Source organism: Pseudomonas sp. REST10 (assembly GCF_029542605.1).
GTDB lineage: Bacteria > Pseudomonadota > Gammaproteobacteria > Pseudomonadales > Pseudomonadaceae > Aquipseudomonas > Aquipseudomonas khazarica.
Genome location: NZ_CP035677.1, coordinates 4,700,913 through 4,718,152, shown reverse-complemented (window position 1 = coordinate 4,718,152; position 17,240 = coordinate 4,700,913). Strand labels below are relative to the sequence as shown.

Here is a 17,240-nt window from a genome sequence, read left to right as displayed (position 1 = left end):
ATACGTTGGCGAAGCGCGAAAGCGGGCGACAGTTCCCCGTATCCGTGTGGGCGGATGGTCTCGGCTTCGTCAGGAGTTAGGTTGGGGAGGCCGCAGGCCTCCCCGGAGTCCCCGCGCCGTCACGCCTCGTGAGCGTGGCGGCGCATCACCGTCAAATCTGTTCTGCGGATTTGTCGGTCGGGTTGGCGATCAGCTGCTTCAGCTCGTCGCTCATGGGGAAATTCAGGTTCAGGCCCTTCGGTGGGACGGGCTGCTGGAACCACTTGGCGTAGATCTCGTTGATCTCGCCGGAAGCGAAGGTGTCGCTGATGGCCTTGTCGACCACCTTCTTGAAGGCCTCGTCGCCCTTGCGCAGCATGCAGCCGTAGACCTCGAAGGACTGCGGCGTGCCGACCACGCTCCAGTCGTCAGGCTTCTTGGCCTTGGCCATCTCGCCGGCGAGCAGGGCGTCGTCCATCATGAAGGCCACGGCGCGGTTGGACTCGAGCATCAGGAAGGACTCCCCGTGGTCCTTGGCCGAGATCACGTTCATGCCCATCTGCTTCTCGGCATTCATCGACTTGATCAGGCGCTCGGAGGTGGTACCGGCGGTGGTCACCACGTTCTTGCCCTTGAGGTCGCCGAAATCCTTGATGCCGCTGCTGTTCCTGGCCAGCAGGCGGGTGCCGACCTCGAAGATGCCGACCGAGAAGTCGACCTGCTGCTGGCGCTCGACGTTGTTGGTGGTGGAGCCGCATTCCAGGTCGACGGTGCCGTTCTGCACCAGGGGAATACGGGTCTGCGAAGTCACCAGGTTGTAGCGTACCTTGAGGTCAGGCAGGCCCAGTTCCTGTTTCAGCGCCTCGACCACTTTCAGTTGCAGATCGTGGGAGTAGCCGATGGGTTTGCGCGAGTTGTCGCCGAAGTAGGAGAAGGGGATGGAGGAGTCGCGGTGGCCCAGGGTGATGGTGCCGGTGTCCTTGATCTTCTTCAGGGTGCCGGTCAGCTCCTCTGCGATGGCCGGAGTGGAGAGAATGGCTGCAGCGACGGCCACGCTCAGTACACGGTGGAAGGTACGCATGAATCGAGTCCTCGGTATTGTTGTTGTGATGGCGTGCTCACGCCACTTTGCTCACGGAAGGTCTATCGCATTCCTGAGGGGGACCTGAGCAGGTTGCATGCCAGCGCTTTCGAGGACCTTGTTTTTATTTCAAGTGATTGATTTTAAAGAAATTAAATTTATTGCCCGAGCGGGGCGAGATGCCTGTTCGTTCGACCTTCCGACCATCGCGCTGCGCGGCATTCGGAAAACCGAACGACAAGCCGGTCATGGCTAGGCGTCGTGGCGCAGGTCGGCGATGCGCGCGTCCTTGGCCTGCCACAGTGCGGACACCCAGTCCTGCATCTGCTGGCGGAAGGCGGGGTCGTTCTCGTAGTCGCCGCGGCACAGCGTGGGGTCGAGAGGCAGCGTGCGGATGTCGACGATGACCTTCGCGACCTGGCCGCTGAGCAGGTCCCAGAAGCCTGGTACCTGCTGGTCGGGGTAGACCAGGGTCACGTCCAGCACGGCGTCCAGCTGCTCGCCCAGAGCGGCGAGGACGAAGGCCACGCCACCCGCCTTGGGCTTGAGCAGATAGCGGTACGGCGACTGCTGCTGCGCCTGCTTGGCCGGGGTGAAACGGGTGCCTTCCAGGTAGTTGACCACGGTGACGGGCAGGCGCTTGAACTTCTCGCAAGCCGCCTTGGTGATCTCCAGGTCCTTGCCTTTCATGTGCGGGTTCTTCTCCAGGAACGCCCTGGAATAGCGCTTCATGAAGGGGTAATCCAGCGCCCAGAAGGCCAGGCCGAGGAACGGCACCCAGATCAGCTCCTGCTTGAGGAAGAACTTGAAGTAGGGCGTCTTGCGGTTGAACGCCTGGACCAGCGCGGGAATGTCGACCCAGGACTGATGGTTGCTGATCACCAGGTAGGAGCAGTCCTGGCGCAATTCGGCATTGCCGCGAATGTCCCAGCGGGTCGGGGTCAGCAGGGCGAAGATGCGCTTGCAGTTCTCGGCCCAGAATTCGGCGACCCACATCACGCCGCGCGAGCAGGCGTCGCGCGCGGCCTGGCCGGGCAGCACGAATTTGCCCAGCGCGATCAGCAGCAACGGGCCGATCAGGATCAGGGTGTTGGCGAGTAGCAGAACGACGTTCGCAAGGCCGGTCAGCAGGGGGCGCATGTCGACTCCATGGCAGGCGGTGAGCGGCCATCTTATGCAAGCGCGACGCTTTGCTCAAAGCGCTGCTGACTGGCCTATTGCCAGTTGAGAGGCTATATACCCATGAGCCTCATCGGAAGTAGCCTGGTCAGGGAAGGCATTCTCATCTTTCGGTACATGCCATGCTCAAGCGGATCGCCGTCACCGATCTTCGTGTCGGAATGTTCATTCAGGAATTCTGTGGTTCGTGGATGGATCACCCCTTCTGGAAATCCAAGTTCGTCCTCAACTCCGAAAAGGATCTCGCACGCATTCGCGACAGCGCGATCAGCGAACTGTGGATCGACGTCAGCAAGGGGGCTGACGTCGCCGCCGGTGTGCAGGCCGCCACCGAGGCCGAGGTCGAATGCGAGGCACAGGCCCGCCTGCTGGCCGCCATCGAGCCACCCAAGGTCAGGAACCTGTCGATGGAGCAGGAGCTGGAGCAGGCGGTCAAGCTGTGCGCCCGCTCCAAGCAGGCAGTGGTGGACATGTTCAGCGATGCACGCATGGGCCAGGCGCTGCAGTTCGATCAGGCCGAGTCGCTGGTGGAGGAGATCTCCCAGTCGGTGATGCGCCACCCCAATGCGCTGATCAGTCTGGCGCGGCTCAAGCACAGCAACGAATACACCTACATGCACTCGGTCGCGGTGTGCGCGCTGATGATCGCGCTGGCCCGTCAGCTCGGCCTGCCAGAGGCGGCCGTGCGTGAGGCGGGGCTGGCCGGCCTGCTGCACGACATCGGCAAGATGGCGGTGCCGCAGGACCTGCTGGACAAGCCCGGCAAGCTCACCGACGGCGAGTTCGCCGCCGTGCGCAAGCACCCGGAGGAGGGCGGCAACATCCTCATCGCCAGCAAGCAGGTCAGCGCGCTGGTGCTGGACGTCTGCCTGCACCACCACGAGAAGATCGACGGCAGTGGCTACCCCCATCGCCTGCAGGGCGAGCAGATCAGCCTGCTGGCGAAGATGGGCGCGGTGTGCGACGTGTACGACGCCATCACCTCGAACCGTCCGTACAAGGCGGGCTGGGACCCGGCGGAGTCGATCCGCAAGATGGCCGAGTGGAAGGGCCACTTCGACGAGCTGGTGTTCCAGGCCTTCGTCAAGACCGTCGGCATCTACCCGGTCGGCGCGCTGGTGCGCCTGCAGAGCGGCCGCCTGGCCGTGGTCATGGAGCAGAACCCCAAGGCGTTGCTGGCGCCCAGGGTCAAGGTGTTCTTCTCGGCCAAGTCGCGCGTGCCGTTGCCGCAGAGCGTCGTCGATCTGAGCAAGATCACCGATCAGGACCGTATCGTCGGGCGCGAGTCCGCCGAGGAGTGGGGCTTCGAGCGCCTCGACGAGCTGTGGACCGGGATGGAGCTGGAAGGCCGTGGGCGCTAGCGCCTGAGGATGTAGCATGCGGTAACGCTTGGCGGGGAACATGGCCCGGGCAGGGCAGTCGTAGATTCGGTCACCGCAAACGAGAGGACCGATCCTTGAAATATGCTCTGCTCCTGCTGGCCGCTGCCATCAGTCTGCCAGCCATGGCCAACCAGCAACCCGATCTCTACGGTCGCTACGAACTGATCAAGCTCCCGGACCTGGGCAAGACCCTCAAGGCCAAGATGGACACGGGCGCCATGACCGCCTCGCTGTCCGCCAAGGACATCGAACCCTTCACCCGCAACGGCGAGGACTGGGTGCGCTTCCGTCTGGCCGTGGACGGTGCCGACGATACCCTGTACGAACATCCGCTGGTGCGCATCGCCGAGATCAAGAAGCGCGCCGAGGAAGGGGGCGAAGCCGGTACGCAGGAGGTCGCCTACTCGCAGCGCCCGGTGATCGAGATGCCGATCTGCCTGGGCGACGAGGAGCACACCATCGAGATCAATCTGACCGATCGACGTACCTTCAGCTATCCGCTGCTGATCGGCGCCAGCGCCATGCGCGATCTTGGTGCAGCGGTGGACCCGGCCGAGCGATACACCCGCGACCGTCCCCAATGCTGAGTTAATTGTCGCATTTCGGAAAAGGCTGATTCCCATTGGCCATTACACTCATTCGGAGTGCCCTGTAACGACTTCCTCGCGCCATGGGGCGCCGGGCCTGCTTCTTGCTAACTGCAATTGTTTGCCAGGCCTGTAGGCCCATTAGGTCACTGAGGTGTCGTCATGACGGGAGTACTCAAGCCGGGTGTACGGCTGCTGCAGCGTTTCAGTTTTGCCCACAAGTTCCAGCTGGTGTTCCTGTTGTTCGCATTGCCGTTGGGCTATGCGCTCTGGGTGATCAGCAGCGATTCCCTCTCGCGCCTGGATTTCGTCGACCGCGAGGTCGAGGGTGCGCAGGCGCTCGAGCGCATGGCCAAGGTGCAGCAGGAGCTGATTGCCCAGCGCACCCTGTTCGCCCGCTGGAAGGGCACCGAAGACGCCGCCGAAGGGCAGCTGCGCCAGCGTGAAGCGCAGCTCGATGCAGCCCTGGAGCAGGCGGCCGAGCCGCTGCAGAGCGCGTTGATCAGCGCCCAGGCGCGCGAGCACTTCCAGGCCCTGCAGGGCGAGCGCGACAGCCTGCGTGCGGAGGCGCTGAAGAAGGTGGCGCTGCCCGATGCGCTGGAGCGCTACCAGAAGACCCTGCTGCATCTGATCGCACTGCGCGAGCAGGTGGCGACCGACAGTGCCCTGATTCTCGATCCGAATCTCGACACCTACCTGATGATGGAGCAGATCACCTACATCATGCCGCGCCTGCTCGAGCAGCTCGGCACCTTCGCCGCGCAGGGGCATGGCGCCGTGGTCTCGCAGCATTTCACCCTGCAGAGCCGGGTGCTGATCCGCGACCTGCGCCGCAGCCTGGACGAGCAGCAGGCGCAGCTGGTCAAGGCGCAGACCACCCTGTCACGCGAGGCCCCGCAGGCCATGCGCCAGCTGAGCGGGCCCTTCGACGCCTCGCTCAAGGCCTTCGACGATTTTCTTGCCCAGATCGACCGCGACATGTTCGAGGCCAGCCCCATGGCGCTGACGCCCGAGCAGTTCATCCAGCGTGTCGAAGCCCTGCAAGTGCAGCTGCAGGACTTGCAGCAGGCGATCTATCAGCAGTTCTCCGTCAGCCTCGGTGGCTATCGGCAACGGGCGCTGAACACGATGATCGAGGTGGTCGGCGCGTTCGTCCTGCTCACCCTGCTGGCGATGTACGTGATGCTGTGCCTGAACGCTTCGATTCGCATCAGCACCGGCAACATCATCGAGGCCGCGCGTGGCCTGCGTGACGGTGACCTGCGCGTGCGCATGGAAGTGAACGGACGCGACGATCTGGCGGCCATCGCCCAGGCATTGAACATCGCCGTCGAGCAGATGCGCGACTCGTTGCAAGGGGTCAACCGCGAGAGTCAGCAGCTCGACAGCACGGTGCAGCTGCTCGGTGGCCAGGCCCAGCACGCGCTGGACGCCGTCGAACAGCAACAGGCGCAGATGAGCCAGATCGCCACCGCCGCCACGCAGATGGCCGCCACCGCGCAGAGCGTGGCGCAAAGCTGCGAGCAGGCGGCCGTGGAAGCGCAGCAGACCCGCGAGGTGGCGCTGAGCAGCAACCAGCGCAGCGAGCGCACCAGCGCCAGCATGCGCCAGCTCAGCAGCCGCCTGGGCGACAGCGCCGCGGCGTTGCAGGAGCTGCGTGAGCAGACGCAGCAGATCAACCGGGTGGTCGAGGTGATCAAGGGTATCGCCGAACAGACCAACCTGCTGGCGCTCAATGCCGCCATCGAGGCCGCCCGCGCTGGCGAGGCGGGGCGCGGGTTCGCCGTGGTCGCGGACGAGGTTCGCTCGCTGTCCAAGCGCACCCAGGACTCGACCCAGGAGATCGCCCAGACCGTGGACAACCTGCAACGCGTGGTCGGCCAGTCGGTCACGCTGATGGAGGACGCCTGCTCCCAGGCCGACGGCGATATCGGCAGCGTGCTGGCCATGGGCGACGAGCTGCAGAACATCGTCGATTCCGTGCAGCGGGTCAGCGACCGCCTGGCGCAGATCGCCACGGCGGCCGAGCAGCAGGCCGCCACGGCCGATGAGGTCAGCGGCAACATCCAGCAGGTCGATCAGGCCGCAGGGCAGTTGCTCGATGGCGCCCAGGCCGTCAGCAGCGCGGCCGAGCAGTTGCGCCGTGGCAGCGAAGGGCTGGCGCAGAATACCGGGCGTTTCAGCCTCGACTGAGGTTGGGGTTGCAGCCGAAAACAGCGGTGCGCTGATGCGGCGCCGGAGCCGGGCCGGAGCGCCAGCCCGGCCCGGTCCTCGCCTGTTCTGGCCGGCCTGAACGGCATTCGGCGATCTTTCGTGTAGCTCCTGAGCTGACCTGGCTGGCCAACTCTGCTAAAAACAATGCAAACCACACGGAGCCCCAGCATGAAAACGGTCGCCGAAGTCCTCAGAACCAAGTCGAACGCCCTTCTTTACAGCATCGATGCCGACGACTCCCTGCTCGATGGCCTGCGCATCATGTCCGAGAAGGGCATCGGCGCCCTGGTGGTGCTGTCTGGCGGGCGGCTGGTGGGCATCGTCAGCGAGCGCGACTACGTGCGCAAGGTGGCCCTGGCCGAGCGCTCCATGCTGGCGGCCAAGGTCAGCGAAATCATGACTCGCGACGTGATCAGCGTCGGCCCGCGCGACAGCCTGCAGCACTGCATGGAGCTGATGACCGAGCGCCGTCTGCGCCACTTGCCGGTGCTGGCCGAGGGCGAGCTGATCGGCCTGCTCTCCATCGGTGACCTGGTCAAGGAAACCATCGCCGAACAGGCCGACCTGATTCGCCAGCTGGAACAGTACATTCGCGGCGAGCACTGAGCCTGCCCGAGCGCGTCGCGGTGCCCCCATCCCATGGCAGTTGCAGCCCGTCAACGGCGTCCCGGCGGGTTGCCCCCGCCTGCGCTTGACGCCCGCCGCCGCCCTCGGCAGTCTCCTGCCGTCGAACCCCAGGTGCAGGATGCCCGATGCCGCAGATACTCATAGTCGAAGACGAAGCCGCGATTGCCGACACCCTGGTCTATGCCCTGCAGGCCGAAGGCTTCACCACTCACTGGTCGAGCCTCGGCAGCGAGGCGCTGACCCTGCTGGAGAGCGGGCGTTTCGACCTGGCCATCCTCGACGTCGGCCTGCCGGATATCAGCGGCTTCGAGGTGTGCAAACGCCTGCGGCGCTTTTCCGAGGTGCCGGTGATCTTCCTCACCGCGCGCAGTGAAGAGATCGATCGCGTGGTGGGCCTGGAGATCGGCGCCGACGACTATGTGGTCAAGCCCTTCAGCCCGCGCGAGGTGGCCGCCAGGGTCAAGGTCATCCTCAGGCGCATGGTGCCGCGCGAAACCACGGAGAGCGCCGCGCCAGGCGTTTTCCAGATCGACGACGCAGCCTTTCGCATCCACTACCACGGCCAGGCGCTGAGCCTGACCCGCCACGAGTTTCGCCTGTTGCGCACCTTGCTCGGCCAGCCGGGGCGAGTGTTCTCCCGCGAACAGCTGCTCGACGCGCTCGGCGTGCCCAGCGAAGCCGGTTACGAGCGCAACATCGACAGTCACATCAAGAGCCTGCGGGCCAAGCTGCGCAGCGTTGCCGCCACCGAGGAGCCGATCCAGACCCATCGTGGCCTGGGCTACAGCTTCGAGCCGGCGGCCTAGCGCCTTTACTCGATCTGCCAGGCTCGGTCGAGCGGCGTTGCAGGTGCCTTCGGAATGCTCGTTCACCCTTGTAAACTCCGCGTCCTCGGGCGTTTGCATCACCCTTTCCCTCCAGTTCGCGAGACCGTAGAGAGGCTCCTACCATGCCGTTGGGCGTTCGCATCTTCCTCGTCTACTTCCTCTTCGTCGGCCTGGCGGGCTGGTTCGTGCTCAGCACGGTGATGGACGAGATTCGTCCCGGCGTGCGCCAGAGTACCGAGGAGACTCTGGTCGATACCGCCAACCTGCTGGCGGAAATCCTGCGGGACGAGGTCAAGGCCGGTACCCTCGGCCAGGGCCGCCTGCCAGAGGCACTGGAGGCCTATGGCCGGCGCCAGCCGCAGGCGACCATCTGGGGACTGACCAAGGCCGAGGTCAACCACCGCATCTACGTCACCGACGGCCAGGGCATCGTCCTGCTCGACTCTGCCGGCCAGGCGGTCGGTCAGGACTACTCGCGCTGGAACGATGTGCTGCTGACCCTGCGCGGCCAGTACGGTGCCCGTTCCACCCGCGAAGACCCGAACGACCCCGATTCGTCGGTCATGTACGTGGCGGCACCGATCAAGGATGGCGAGCGGATCATCGGCGTGGTCTCGGTGGCCAAGCCCAACCGCACCCTGCAACCCTACATCGAGCGCTCGCAGAACCGCCTGGCCTGGCTCGGCGCTGGCTTGATCGGCCTCGGTCTGCTGATTGGCGCGGCGCTGTCCTGGTGGCTCAGCGCCGCACTGGGCAAGCTGACGCGCTATGCCCAGGCGGTCAGCGAGGGTCAGCGCGCCGAGGCGCCGCAGGTACGGGGTGGCGAGCTGGGGCAACTGGCCGTGGCAGTCGAGCGCATGCGCACCGAGCTGGAGGGCAAGGCCTACGTCGAGCGCTACGTGCACACCCTGACGCATGAGCTGAAGAGCCCACTGGCCGCCATCCGGGGCGCCGCCGAACTGCTCGAGGGCGACATGCCGGTGGAGCAGCGCCAGCGCTTCGTGGCCAATATCCAGCAGGAAAGCGCACGCCTGCAGAACCTCATCGAGCGCCTGCTGCATCTGGCTCAGGTGGAGCAGCGCCAGGGGCTGGAGGAGCGCGTGACAGTCGCGCTGAGGGCTCTGGTCGACGAGCTGCTGCAGGCGCAGCAGGCACGCATCACCGCCGCCGGTCTGCAGGTCGAAGAGGCGCTGCCGGCGGGCCTCAGCCTGCGGGGCGAGCGCTTCCTGCTGCGTCAGGCGCTGGCCAACCTGCTGGACAATGCCCTGGACTTCACGCCACCCGGCGGGCGCATCCGTATCGCCGCCGAACGCCGGGGCGAGGGTGTCGTGCTGCGCCTGTTCAACCAGGGCGAAGCCATTCCCGATTACGCGCTGGCACGCCTGACCGAGCGCTTCTACTCCCTGCCGCGCCCCAATGGCGGGCGCAAGAGCACGGGGCTTGGCCTCAACTTCGTCCAGGAAGTGGCCGAACTGCATGGCGGCGAGCTGCAGGTCGGTAACGTCGATGGGGGCGTAGAAGTACGCCTGACGCTGCCCACATAGGATGGGTAGCGCAACGCGAAACCACATCCTATGTGGGGTTCCAGTTTTCGCTGCGCTCAAGCCAGGCAGAGTGGACAAGCTTCGCGTTGTCCACCCTACGCGACGAGTTACCGTAGGGTGGATGACGCTTCTCTCATCCACCCTTGGAAGTGGCTGTCCGGCTACGTGTTGTTGAACATACTTAATATTGCACCCATAAATTGTTCATCTGGCAGCTAATGTCGTACGTGGTAATGTCGCGGCCGTTATTTTCTTGTGTTGAGAATATATATGTGGGTGGGTGCTCTTTGTGCGCTGATTGCCGGCATGATGTGGGGGCTGGTATTCATTGGGCCATTGCTGTTACCGGACTACCCGGCACTGCTTATTTCCATCGGGCGTTATCTGGCATATGGACTCATTGCACTGCCTTTGGCTTGGCTTGATCGTGCCGCCTTACTGAAACTTTCGCGCAACGATTGGCTGGTGGCTGCACTTCTATCGGCTGTTGGGAATTTCTTGTATTACTTCTGCTTGGCAAGCTCCATCCAGCGTACAGGTGGAGCCTTGAGCACTATGATTATAGGTACGTTGCCTGTAGTTATTGCTGTGGCTGCTAATTTGCAGCGGACTGCACAGGCAACCAGATTACCTTGGATGAAACTATTGCCTTCTACGGCGCTGATCATCATAGGGGTGATATGCGTAAACCAAGCCGAACTGGGAGGAAGGCTGGGGCATGAAGGCTTTGATCAATGGAGTTATGGCTTTGGAGTATTACTGGCCATAGCCGCTGTAGCATGCTGGACGTGGTATCCATTGCGCAATGCAGACTGGCTCAGGGAGAACTCCAGCGGCAGTGCAAGAACCTGGGCCACCGCACAGGGCATCGTTACGTTGCCTATGGCTATCATCGGCCTCCTTTGCCTGTGGTCATTTTTCGCCATCCAGGATGGCGACTTTGAAATGCCGCTTGGGCCGGAGCCCGGCTATTTCATTCTTGTCATAGTCGTGATGGCGCTATTTTCTTCCTGGCTGGCGACCGTGTGCTGGAATGAAGCCAGCCGGCGCCTCCCACCTGCACTGGTTGGTCAATTGATCGTGCTGGAAACACTGGCCGCAATGGCCTATCTGTTTATATGGCGCGGTGACGTCCCCGGTATTACGACCCTATCGGGAATGGTGGTGCTGATCGTTGGGGTTCTAATAGCGCTGAAGAAGAGTCGAGCTTTGTAGGATGGGGAGAGCAACGCGAACCCCATCATCTGTGAATTCCTGGGGCGCTGTGTTCTACCCTGGTGGCTTACAGTCCGGGCTACTTGCTGTGCCTGCTCAACCAAGGCGAAGCCATTCCCGATTACGTGCTGGCACGCCTGACCGGACGCTCCTATTCCCTGCCGCGCCCCAATGGCGGGCGCGTGGCACCAATCCGTGCTGGTGCTGCCCAGTGTGTGGAGGGACAGCCATGCCCGCTACATGGCCCTGTCGCCGCTGAAGCGCCTCCCACGGGACGGTGCCTGACAGCGCCCGCATGCAACCTGCTTCGCCACTGACGACATCCGGTCCACCAGCGCTGCAGTGTCACGCCCCTCAACCCCGGATTACGCGTGGAGCGATTTGTTCAACGACCGATGACTGACGCGGTTCGCCGCTGATGTCTTCTTGCTTGTTTGAATAAATATCTATTTATTCGATTCATTGCCTCGTTTATTTGCGCTATTTAATCGATTTAATGCGAGTAGCATAGGTTCCGTACTCACTTTCCAGCCTCATCCAGGAGCCTGATCATGAAAAAGCAAATCCTCGCCAGCCTCGTTATCGCCGCACTTTCCGCCAGCGCTTTCGCCGCGCCGCAGATTTCCGTTCAGTCCGTCGCTGCCCCTGTCGTCGCTGCAGACGGCGCTGACCGCGTGGGTGCGGACCGAGTGGCCGAAGGGGGCGCCGAACGCACCCTCGAGCGCTTCCGTGTCGCGGAGGACGGTGCTGACCGCGTCGGTGCTGATCGTGTCGCCGAGGGCGGTGCCGAGCGCGTAGGCGTCAACCGCATTGCAGAAGGCGGGGCCGAGTGCACTCTCGAGCGCTTTCGTGTCGCCGAAGATGGCGCTGATCGCGTCGGTGCTGATCGTGTCGCCGAGGGCGGTGCCGAGCGTGTAGGCGTCAATCGCATTGCAGAAGGCGGGGCCGAACGTACTCTCGAGCGCTTTCGTGTCGCCGAGGATGGTGCTGACCGCGTTGGTGCCGATCGTGTCGCCGAAGGCGGTGCCGAGCGAGTGGGCGCCAGTCGCACTGCCTGATCGACGCTTCACTCCGCTTCGACTGAAGGCGCCTATCCGGGCGCCTTCGTCGTTTATCGATAGCGTCCACGTTCTGCGTGGGCGCTATCCTCGGGTTGCTGTAGCGCCATGGCCTTGCCCGCCGATCCCTTCAGATGGCCTGGCCCAGCGCGAAAACAGGCAGGTACATCGCCAGGATCATGACGCTGATGGCCAGCGTCAGGCCGATGACGCCCGTCAGGCAGGCGGCCAATGGCCGGCGTTCGGCCTTGGGCCAGAACAGGAACGCCGCGATCACCAATATCGGCAGCACCCAGAGCCACAGGTGGTAGCTCAGGGCGAGCTGCGTCATCAGCGGTAGTTGGGCCCCGAAACTGTCGAAGACCTGCTGAAACGAAGGGATGACCAGCATCGGCAGCGCCGCCGCAATGAGTGCACAGATCAGTCCCACGATCAGGCGGGTGGCCGTGGTGGCGCTGCCACCCTGAGCCGATCCGCCTTCGAGGGTCGACTGAGGGGGTTGGTATGGATTGGTCATAGGGCCATGGCGTCTGGGGGAAGGGGAGGGTTCGATGAGCGAAGCGACTCAGGTGTCAGGCGTTTCAACGCCGTTCGTCATTTAGGAGTCTTCCGCTTCGGGCGCTCGGAAAGCCTTGCTGTAGTAACCCGACTGATCGAAGCAGCAGACCCGTTTCTTGCCGGATGCCAGCATGTCGCAAGCATCGGCAATGCGCTTGTCGCGCGTCTTGAGCTGCTTGGCTGACGTGATCCAGTGTATCCAGTCTACGCGCGCGATGGTCGTCGTGGCGTTCCACACTTCACAGGCTCGAGGGATGGCTGCCAGTGCCGCCTGCAGATCCGCCGGGATCTCGGGTTCGGGTTCGCTGGCGACAGGGGCGAGCTCCAGTGTCACGACATCCCCGGCGGCCGCGCCTGCGGCTTCCTGCAGGGCGCTGCTGACCTGCAGCCAATGGCTCAGTTGGCCATCCGGCTCAAGGGTCGCCTGGAACGGGTGGCCATTGAGCCTGCCGGCAACGGTCGTCCTGCCGCGTCTTGGCAGCTGTTCGCTGGCCTCCCTCGGCAGTACCACGAACGTCCATGACCTGTCGCCGGCAGGCTTTGCCGGGCGCAGAAGCCTTGCTTCGAAGCGGCATTTCACATCGGCTGTCGTCACGGCAAACCCTCCGTTCAGTACGCCTGGCCATGGATGGACGCGCAATGGCGCACAGGCTGCGGGCGGTCTCGATGGATGACCTTCCGGGTCATGCTGGAAATCCTTCTCTGGTTCGCCGTCTGTGGCGAGGCGCCGGAGTGTCTGGAGGTTATACCGCATGTCGGATAGCTGTTGGGAGGTCGTGATCCCGCGCTGAGCGTCCGGCCGCCGGAGCGCGCCGCCATGATCGCGGATGCATCCGCTGCTACGGATCGGCTTGCGGTTCCAGCGTATGGGCTTGCCGCGGCAAACGCAGCAGGTCGACCTGCCACCAGGTCGGCAGCAGGCGACGGACTTCCGGGCGGGCGAAGCGGTCGTCGATCAGGTAGAGCACGCCCTGGTCTTGCGGTGTGCGGATCACCCGGCCAGCGGCCTGCACCACCTTCTGCAAACCGGGATAGAGGTAGGTGTAGTCGTAGCCGTTGCCGAACAGGGCGTCCATGCGTTGGCGGATTTCCTCGTTGATCGGGTTGAGCTGCGCCAGGCCGAGCGTGGCGACGAAGGCGCCGATCAGGCGCTCGCCGGGCAGATCCACCCCTTCGCCGAAGACGCCGCCGAGCACGGCGAAGCCGATACCGCGACCGCCGACCTGGAAGCGTTCGATGAAGCCCTGGCGCGCCGCTTCGTCCATCTGCCGTGACTGCGTCCACAGCGGAATCTGCGGGTGATCGCGGCGCAGTTGCTGCAGCACCTGCTCCAGATACTGATAGCTGCTGAAGAAGGCCAGGTAGTTGCCGGGGCGTTCGCTGTACTGGCGCGCCATCAGCTGGCAGATCGGTGCCAGCGAGGCATCGCGGTGCTGGTAGCGGGTCGACAGGTTGCGCACCACCTGCACGTGCAGCTGTTCGGCGCTGAATGGCGAGGCGACGTCCAGGCACTGGGTTTCGATCGGCAGGCCGAGCAGGTCGAGGTAGTAGTGGCTGGGGCTGAGGGTGGCGGAGAACAGCGTGGCGCTGTGCGCCTCTTCGAAACGCGGGCCGAGGAAGGGCGCCGGCAGGATATTGCGGATGCACAGCGTGGAATGGCTGCGCCCGTTGCCGGCCTCTTCGCGGTTGATGTCGAACAGTGAGTGCGGGCCGAAGCTTTCCGCCAGGCGGCAGAACAGCATGGCGTCGAGGTAGAAGCTGAGCAGTTCACCGGCATTGCCTTCGGGCTGGTCGGTGAGCAGGTCGGTGATGGCGCTGACCGCCTTGCCCAGCGAGGCGAGCAGCAGGTCCGGCGCCAGCGGATAGACCTGGTAGGGCAGCTGCTGTTCACGGTGCAGCTGGTCCCAGTGGCGGTCGACGCGTTCCAGCACGCTTCTCAGGCGTTTCGGTGCGTCGCGGCACATGGCCTTGAAGCGCGCCTGATCCAGCTCGGCGCTGTACATGCCACGCCCGCGCTCGACCAGGTTATGCGCCTCGTCCACCAGCAGGCAGACGCGCCACTGGTTGACCAGGGTGAGGCTGTGCAGCAGGGCGCCGAGGTCGAAGTAGTAGTTGTAGTCGCACACCACCACATCGCTCCAGCGGCACAGCTCCTGGCTCAGGTAGTAGGGGCAGACGCCATGGGCGATGGCGATGTTGCGCACCGCCTGCTGATCCAGCCAGCGCTCCTTGAGCGCCGCGCTGCGTGCTGCCGGCAGGCGGTCGTAGAAGCCCTTGGCCAATGGGCAGGAGTCGCCGTGGCAGGCCTTGCTCGGGTGCTCGCAGGCCTTGTCGCGGGCCACGTGTTCCAGCACGCGCAGTGGCGTGTCCGGCTCGCGCAGGCGCTGCAGGGCATCCAGCGCCAGGCGCCGGCCCGGTGTCTTCGCACTGAGGAAGAACAGGCGGTCGAGCTGCTGGCCGGGCATGGCCTTGAGCTGCGGGAACAGGGTGCCGAGGGTCTTGCCGATGCCGGTGGTGGCCTGGGCCAGCAGGTAGTGGCCGTCGCGCGCGGCGCGGTACACGGCCTCGGCCAGTTGCCGCTGGCCGTGGCGGAATTCGCCGTAGGGGAAACTCAAGGCCTCCAGCGCCTGGTTGCGCGCCTGCTGGTGCGCCTGCTCCTGCCGCGCCCAGGTAATGTAGCGGCGGCAGTGCAGGGCGAAGAACTCACCCAGCGACTCGGCGCTGTGGCGCTCGCGGAACACCGTCTCCTGCTGGGTGATGACGTTGAAGTAGACCACCGCCAGGTCCAGCTCGTCGCAGCCCAGCTCCTGGCACAACAGCCAGCCGTAGATCTTCACCTGCGCCCAGTGCAGCAGGCGATGGTTGGCGGGGATGCGCGAGATGTCGCCTCGGTGGGTCTTGATCTCCTCCAGCAGACGAAACTCGGGGTCGAAGCCGTCGGCGCGACCACTGACCGTCAGCCCTTCGAACTCGCCGATCAGTGGCAACTCGGACACGTAATCCGGGCCGCGCCGGGCCACCACCGTGGCGTGCCCGGCCATGCCCTCCTGGGCCGTCGGCGAGGGGGTGAAACGCAGGTCGAGGTCACCCTCCTTGGCGGTGAACTCGCACAGCTCGCGCACGGCGACGCGCAGGTTCAATCGAGCCACTCTACGTAGCACACGCTGACCGGCATGCCGTGCTCGGCGCAGAACGCCAGCCAGCGCTTCTGGTTGTCCTGCAGGCGGTCGCCGGGGCCCTTCACCTCGATCATCCGGTAGCGTCCCTCGCGGGGCCAGAACTGGATCAGGTCGGGCATGCCGGCGCGGTTCTCGCGAATATCGGCCAGCAGGCGGCGGAACCAGGCGCCCAGGTGCGCTGGCGGCAGGCAGGCCAGCGCCTGCTCCAGGCGCTCGGCATCGAGCAGCTCCCAGAACACGAACGGTGACTGGATGCCGAATTTCTCGGCATGGGTACGGCGCATGGCGTCGCGATAACTGCCGTCATCCAGGCGCGCCAGGCAGGCGGCGAACAGCTCGCTGCGCCGGGCGTGGAAGTCGGCGCGGTGCAGATCGACCGGACCGGTATGGAAGGGATGGAAGAAGGCACCGGGCAGCGGGGCGAAGATCGCCTCCCAGCAGAGCAGGCCGAACAGCCCGCAGATCAGCGTGTTCTCCACGTAATGCACCGGCGCATCGGGCGCGGCCAGGTGCGCGGCCACGGCCAGCTCGACGCTGGCGGCGCGCGGCAGGCGCAGGTCGAGACGATCCTCATCGAGCTTCGCCGCCTTGGGCGCCGCCGGCAGGCCGAGGCGCTTGCGCAGGCGGGTGCGTGCGCGTCCGGCCAGTTGCGCTTCCTCGGCGTTGAGCGGCGCTTCGAGCACCTGTTCGACCAGGGTCAGCGCCTCGGTATCCTGGCCCAGGCGTTCCAGCACGCGAATCTGCCGTTGCCGCGAGCCGAGCGCGCGGGTGTCGCGATACAGCGTCAGCGCCGAGTCCAGTTCGCCCGCGCGCTCCAGATGCTGCGCCAGTTGCAGCAGCAGGCGCTGGTGGCGTTCGTTGATGTGCGCGCTGGCGCTGGCAAAGTCGCCAAGCTGCTGCAGCACCTCGGGCACCGTCATGCCTGCCTCGAAGGCTTCGCGGCAGAGGCGCAGGTGCAGGTAGTCGTCGACGTCCTGACGGCTGCGAAAACCGCGTGAGCCGGGGGTGATCGGCACCTGCTCGTAACGGAATATCCCCAGGTCGGCCAACACGAACTCCGACCAGTCCTGTGCCAGGTTGCCGAAGAACATTAGCCGCAGGCGGTCGCACAGCGGGCCGATGACCAGGCTCAACAGGCGCTCGTCCAGCCGTGGGCACCAATCGGCCAGGCTGCGCGGTTCCGTGTGCAGGGCGCGCAGGTGTTCGAGCAATTCGCTTTTCTTCAGGCTGCCTCCGGGCAGGTCGTCGGCGAAGTGCGTGGCCAGCTCATCCTTGAGCAGCAGGGCGCCCAGCTCATCGAAGGTCAGCGCTGCATGCTCGATCAGCCAGCCCGACGCCAGCAGCGCGCCAGCCGCAGTGGCAATGTCGCCGATCTCCACATAGCGCAGCTTGCCGGCGCGAAAGTGCACGCCCTTGCGCATGACCAGGCGCACCAGCAGCGCCTGGGATGGCAGCGGCAGCTGGAGAAAGTTCGCGACGAAGGCCAGCTCGGCGTCGTCCATCAGGTCGCGATGATGGGTGTCGAGCCAGTCGAGGGCCTTGCGGAAGTTGGCCAGGTAATAGAGTTCGGGGGCGTCGAGGTTGAGCATGGTGCGAAGTCTTACTGGTTTTTTATACAGATGCCAGTGCCGTTCACCCGCTGCATTGCCTGAGCAGACGGAAGGCGGGGCGCCTGAGTCGTGCCTGAGAGGTGAGCCTATCTAGCTGATCGGAAAGAGTTTTTTCAGCTATCGATGGCGTCGATTGTCACTATCCCGAGATGTCCCTTTTGCCGTTCCGGGGCGTGCGTAACATGACAACCGTACCCAGT

General features: G+C 64.6%; 14 protein-coding genes and 1 pseudogene. 9 read left to right on the top strand and 6 right to left on the bottom strand.

Annotated elements, in window-relative coordinates; all coding sequences use genetic code 11:
• Positions 1 to 151: 151 nt before the first annotated feature.
• On the bottom strand, positions 152 to 1,060 hold the full coding sequence (locus EWH21_RS22290) for a glutamate/aspartate ABC transporter substrate-binding protein (protein WP_152489794.1): 909 nt from the start codon (positions 1,058 to 1,060) through the stop codon (positions 152 to 154).
• Positions 1,061 to 1,312: 252 nt separating this feature from the next.
• Positions 1,313 to 2,200, bottom strand: coding sequence for an acyltransferase (locus EWH21_RS22285; protein WP_277699359.1), 888 nt, complete (start codon positions 2,198 to 2,200; stop codon positions 1,313 to 1,315).
• 161 nt (positions 2,201 to 2,361) lie between these two features.
• Between EWH21_RS22285 and EWH21_RS22280 the strand changes: the two genes are divergently transcribed.
• From EWH21_RS22280 to EWH21_RS22240, 9 genes and pseudogenes are all read left to right on the top strand, one after another.
• Entirely contained in the window at positions 2,362 to 3,600 is a 1,239-nt protein-coding gene (locus EWH21_RS22280) for an HD-GYP domain-containing protein (RefSeq protein ID WP_037056302.1), read from the top strand.
• Between the two features lie 95 nt (positions 3,601 to 3,695).
• Positions 3,696 to 4,208, top strand: coding sequence for an ATP-dependent zinc protease (locus tag EWH21_RS22275; protein ID WP_277699358.1), 513 nt, complete (start codon positions 3,696 to 3,698; stop codon positions 4,206 to 4,208).
• Positions 4,209 to 4,370: 162 nt separating this feature from the next.
• Complete coding sequence (locus EWH21_RS22270) at positions 4,371 to 6,401, top strand: methyl-accepting chemotaxis protein (protein WP_277699357.1); 2,031 nt, start codon at positions 4,371 to 4,373, stop codon at positions 6,399 to 6,401.
• Positions 6,402 to 6,590: 189 nt separating this feature from the next.
• Positions 6,591 to 7,028, top strand: coding sequence for a CBS domain-containing protein (locus EWH21_RS22265; protein WP_037056309.1), 438 nt, complete (start codon positions 6,591 to 6,593; stop codon positions 7,026 to 7,028).
• 146 nt (positions 7,029 to 7,174) lie between these two features.
• Positions 7,175 to 7,855, top strand: coding sequence for a two-component system response regulator CreB (gene creB / locus EWH21_RS22260; protein ID WP_047591855.1), 681 nt, complete (start codon positions 7,175 to 7,177; stop codon positions 7,853 to 7,855).
• A gap of 143 nt (positions 7,856 to 7,998) precedes the next feature.
• Entirely contained in the window at positions 7,999 to 9,420 is a 1,422-nt protein-coding gene (gene creC, locus EWH21_RS22255) for a two-component system sensor histidine kinase CreC (protein ID WP_277699356.1), read from the top strand.
• Positions 9,421 to 9,690: 270 nt separating this feature from the next.
• Entirely contained in the window at positions 9,691 to 10,635 is a 945-nt protein-coding gene (locus tag EWH21_RS22250) for a DMT family transporter (protein WP_047591857.1), read from the top strand.
• Positions 10,636 to 10,721: 86 nt separating this feature from the next.
• Positions 10,722 to 10,817, top strand: a pseudogene (locus tag EWH21_RS22245) (hypothetical protein); the annotation flags it as partial.
• 369 nt (positions 10,818 to 11,186) lie between these two features.
• Positions 11,187 to 11,693 (top strand): phage infection protein, encoded by a 507-nt coding sequence (locus EWH21_RS22240; protein WP_277699355.1) that lies wholly within the window; start codon positions 11,187 to 11,189, stop codon positions 11,691 to 11,693.
• Positions 11,694 to 11,823: 130 nt separating this feature from the next.
• Here the strand turns inward: EWH21_RS22240 and EWH21_RS22235 are convergent, their stop codons facing one another.
• The 4 genes from EWH21_RS22235 to EWH21_RS22220 form a co-directional block, all read right to left on the bottom strand.
• Positions 11,824 to 12,210: a hypothetical protein gene (locus tag EWH21_RS22235; RefSeq protein WP_277699354.1), complete on the bottom strand. Its 387-nt coding sequence runs from the start codon at positions 12,208 to 12,210 to the stop codon at positions 11,824 to 11,826.
• A gap of 81 nt (positions 12,211 to 12,291) precedes the next feature.
• Positions 12,292 to 12,846 carry a YdeI/OmpD-associated family protein gene (locus EWH21_RS22230; protein ID WP_277699353.1) on the bottom strand — a complete coding sequence of 185 codons (555 nt, stop codon included), beginning with the start codon at positions 12,844 to 12,846 and terminating at the stop codon, positions 12,292 to 12,294.
• Positions 12,847 to 13,090: 244 nt separating this feature from the next.
• On the bottom strand, positions 13,091 to 15,391 hold the full coding sequence (locus EWH21_RS22225; RefSeq protein ID WP_277699352.1) for an ATP-dependent DNA helicase: 2,301 nt from the start codon (positions 15,389 to 15,391) through the stop codon (positions 13,091 to 13,093).
• Positions 15,388 to 17,019 carry a VRR-NUC domain-containing protein gene (locus tag EWH21_RS22220; protein ID WP_277699351.1) on the bottom strand — a complete coding sequence of 544 codons (1,632 nt, stop codon included), beginning with the start codon at positions 17,017 to 17,019 and terminating at the stop codon, positions 15,388 to 15,390. The genes EWH21_RS22225 and EWH21_RS22220 overlap by 4 nt, the downstream gene beginning before the upstream one ends.
• Between the last annotated feature and the right edge of the window lie 221 nt (positions 17,020 to 17,240).

What these genes read in the sequence shown, in the direction of transcription:
- EWH21_RS22290 (WP_152489794.1), bottom strand. Translation starts at nt 1,060, where the DNA reads ATGCGTACCTTCCACCGTGTACTGAGCGTGGCCGTCGCTGCAGCCATT.
- EWH21_RS22285 (WP_277699359.1), bottom strand. Translation starts at nt 2,200, where the DNA reads ATGCGCCCCCTGCTGACCGGCCTTGCGAACGTCGTTCTGCTACTCGCC.
- EWH21_RS22280 (WP_037056302.1), top strand. Translation starts at nt 2,362, where the DNA reads ATGCTCAAGCGGATCGCCGTCACCGATCTTCGTGTCGGAATGTTCATT.
- EWH21_RS22270 (WP_277699357.1), top strand. Translation starts at nt 4,371, where the DNA reads ATGACGGGAGTACTCAAGCCGGGTGTACGGCTGCTGCAGCGTTTCAGT.
- EWH21_RS22265 (WP_037056309.1), top strand. Translation starts at nt 6,591, where the DNA reads ATGAAAACGGTCGCCGAAGTCCTCAGAACCAAGTCGAACGCCCTTCTT.
- creB (WP_047591855.1), top strand. Translation starts at nt 7,175, where the DNA reads ATGCCGCAGATACTCATAGTCGAAGACGAAGCCGCGATTGCCGACACC.
- creC (WP_277699356.1), top strand. Translation starts at nt 7,999, where the DNA reads ATGCCGTTGGGCGTTCGCATCTTCCTCGTCTACTTCCTCTTCGTCGGC.
- EWH21_RS22250 (WP_047591857.1), top strand. Translation starts at nt 9,691, where the DNA reads ATGTGGGTGGGTGCTCTTTGTGCGCTGATTGCCGGCATGATGTGGGGG.
- EWH21_RS22240 (WP_277699355.1), top strand. Translation starts at nt 11,187, where the DNA reads ATGAAAAAGCAAATCCTCGCCAGCCTCGTTATCGCCGCACTTTCCGCC.
- EWH21_RS22235 (WP_277699354.1), bottom strand. Translation starts at nt 12,210, where the DNA reads ATGACCAATCCATACCAACCCCCTCAGTCGACCCTCGAAGGCGGATCG.
- EWH21_RS22220 (WP_277699351.1), bottom strand. Translation starts at nt 17,019, where the DNA reads ATGCTCAACCTCGACGCCCCCGAACTCTATTACCTGGCCAACTTCCGC.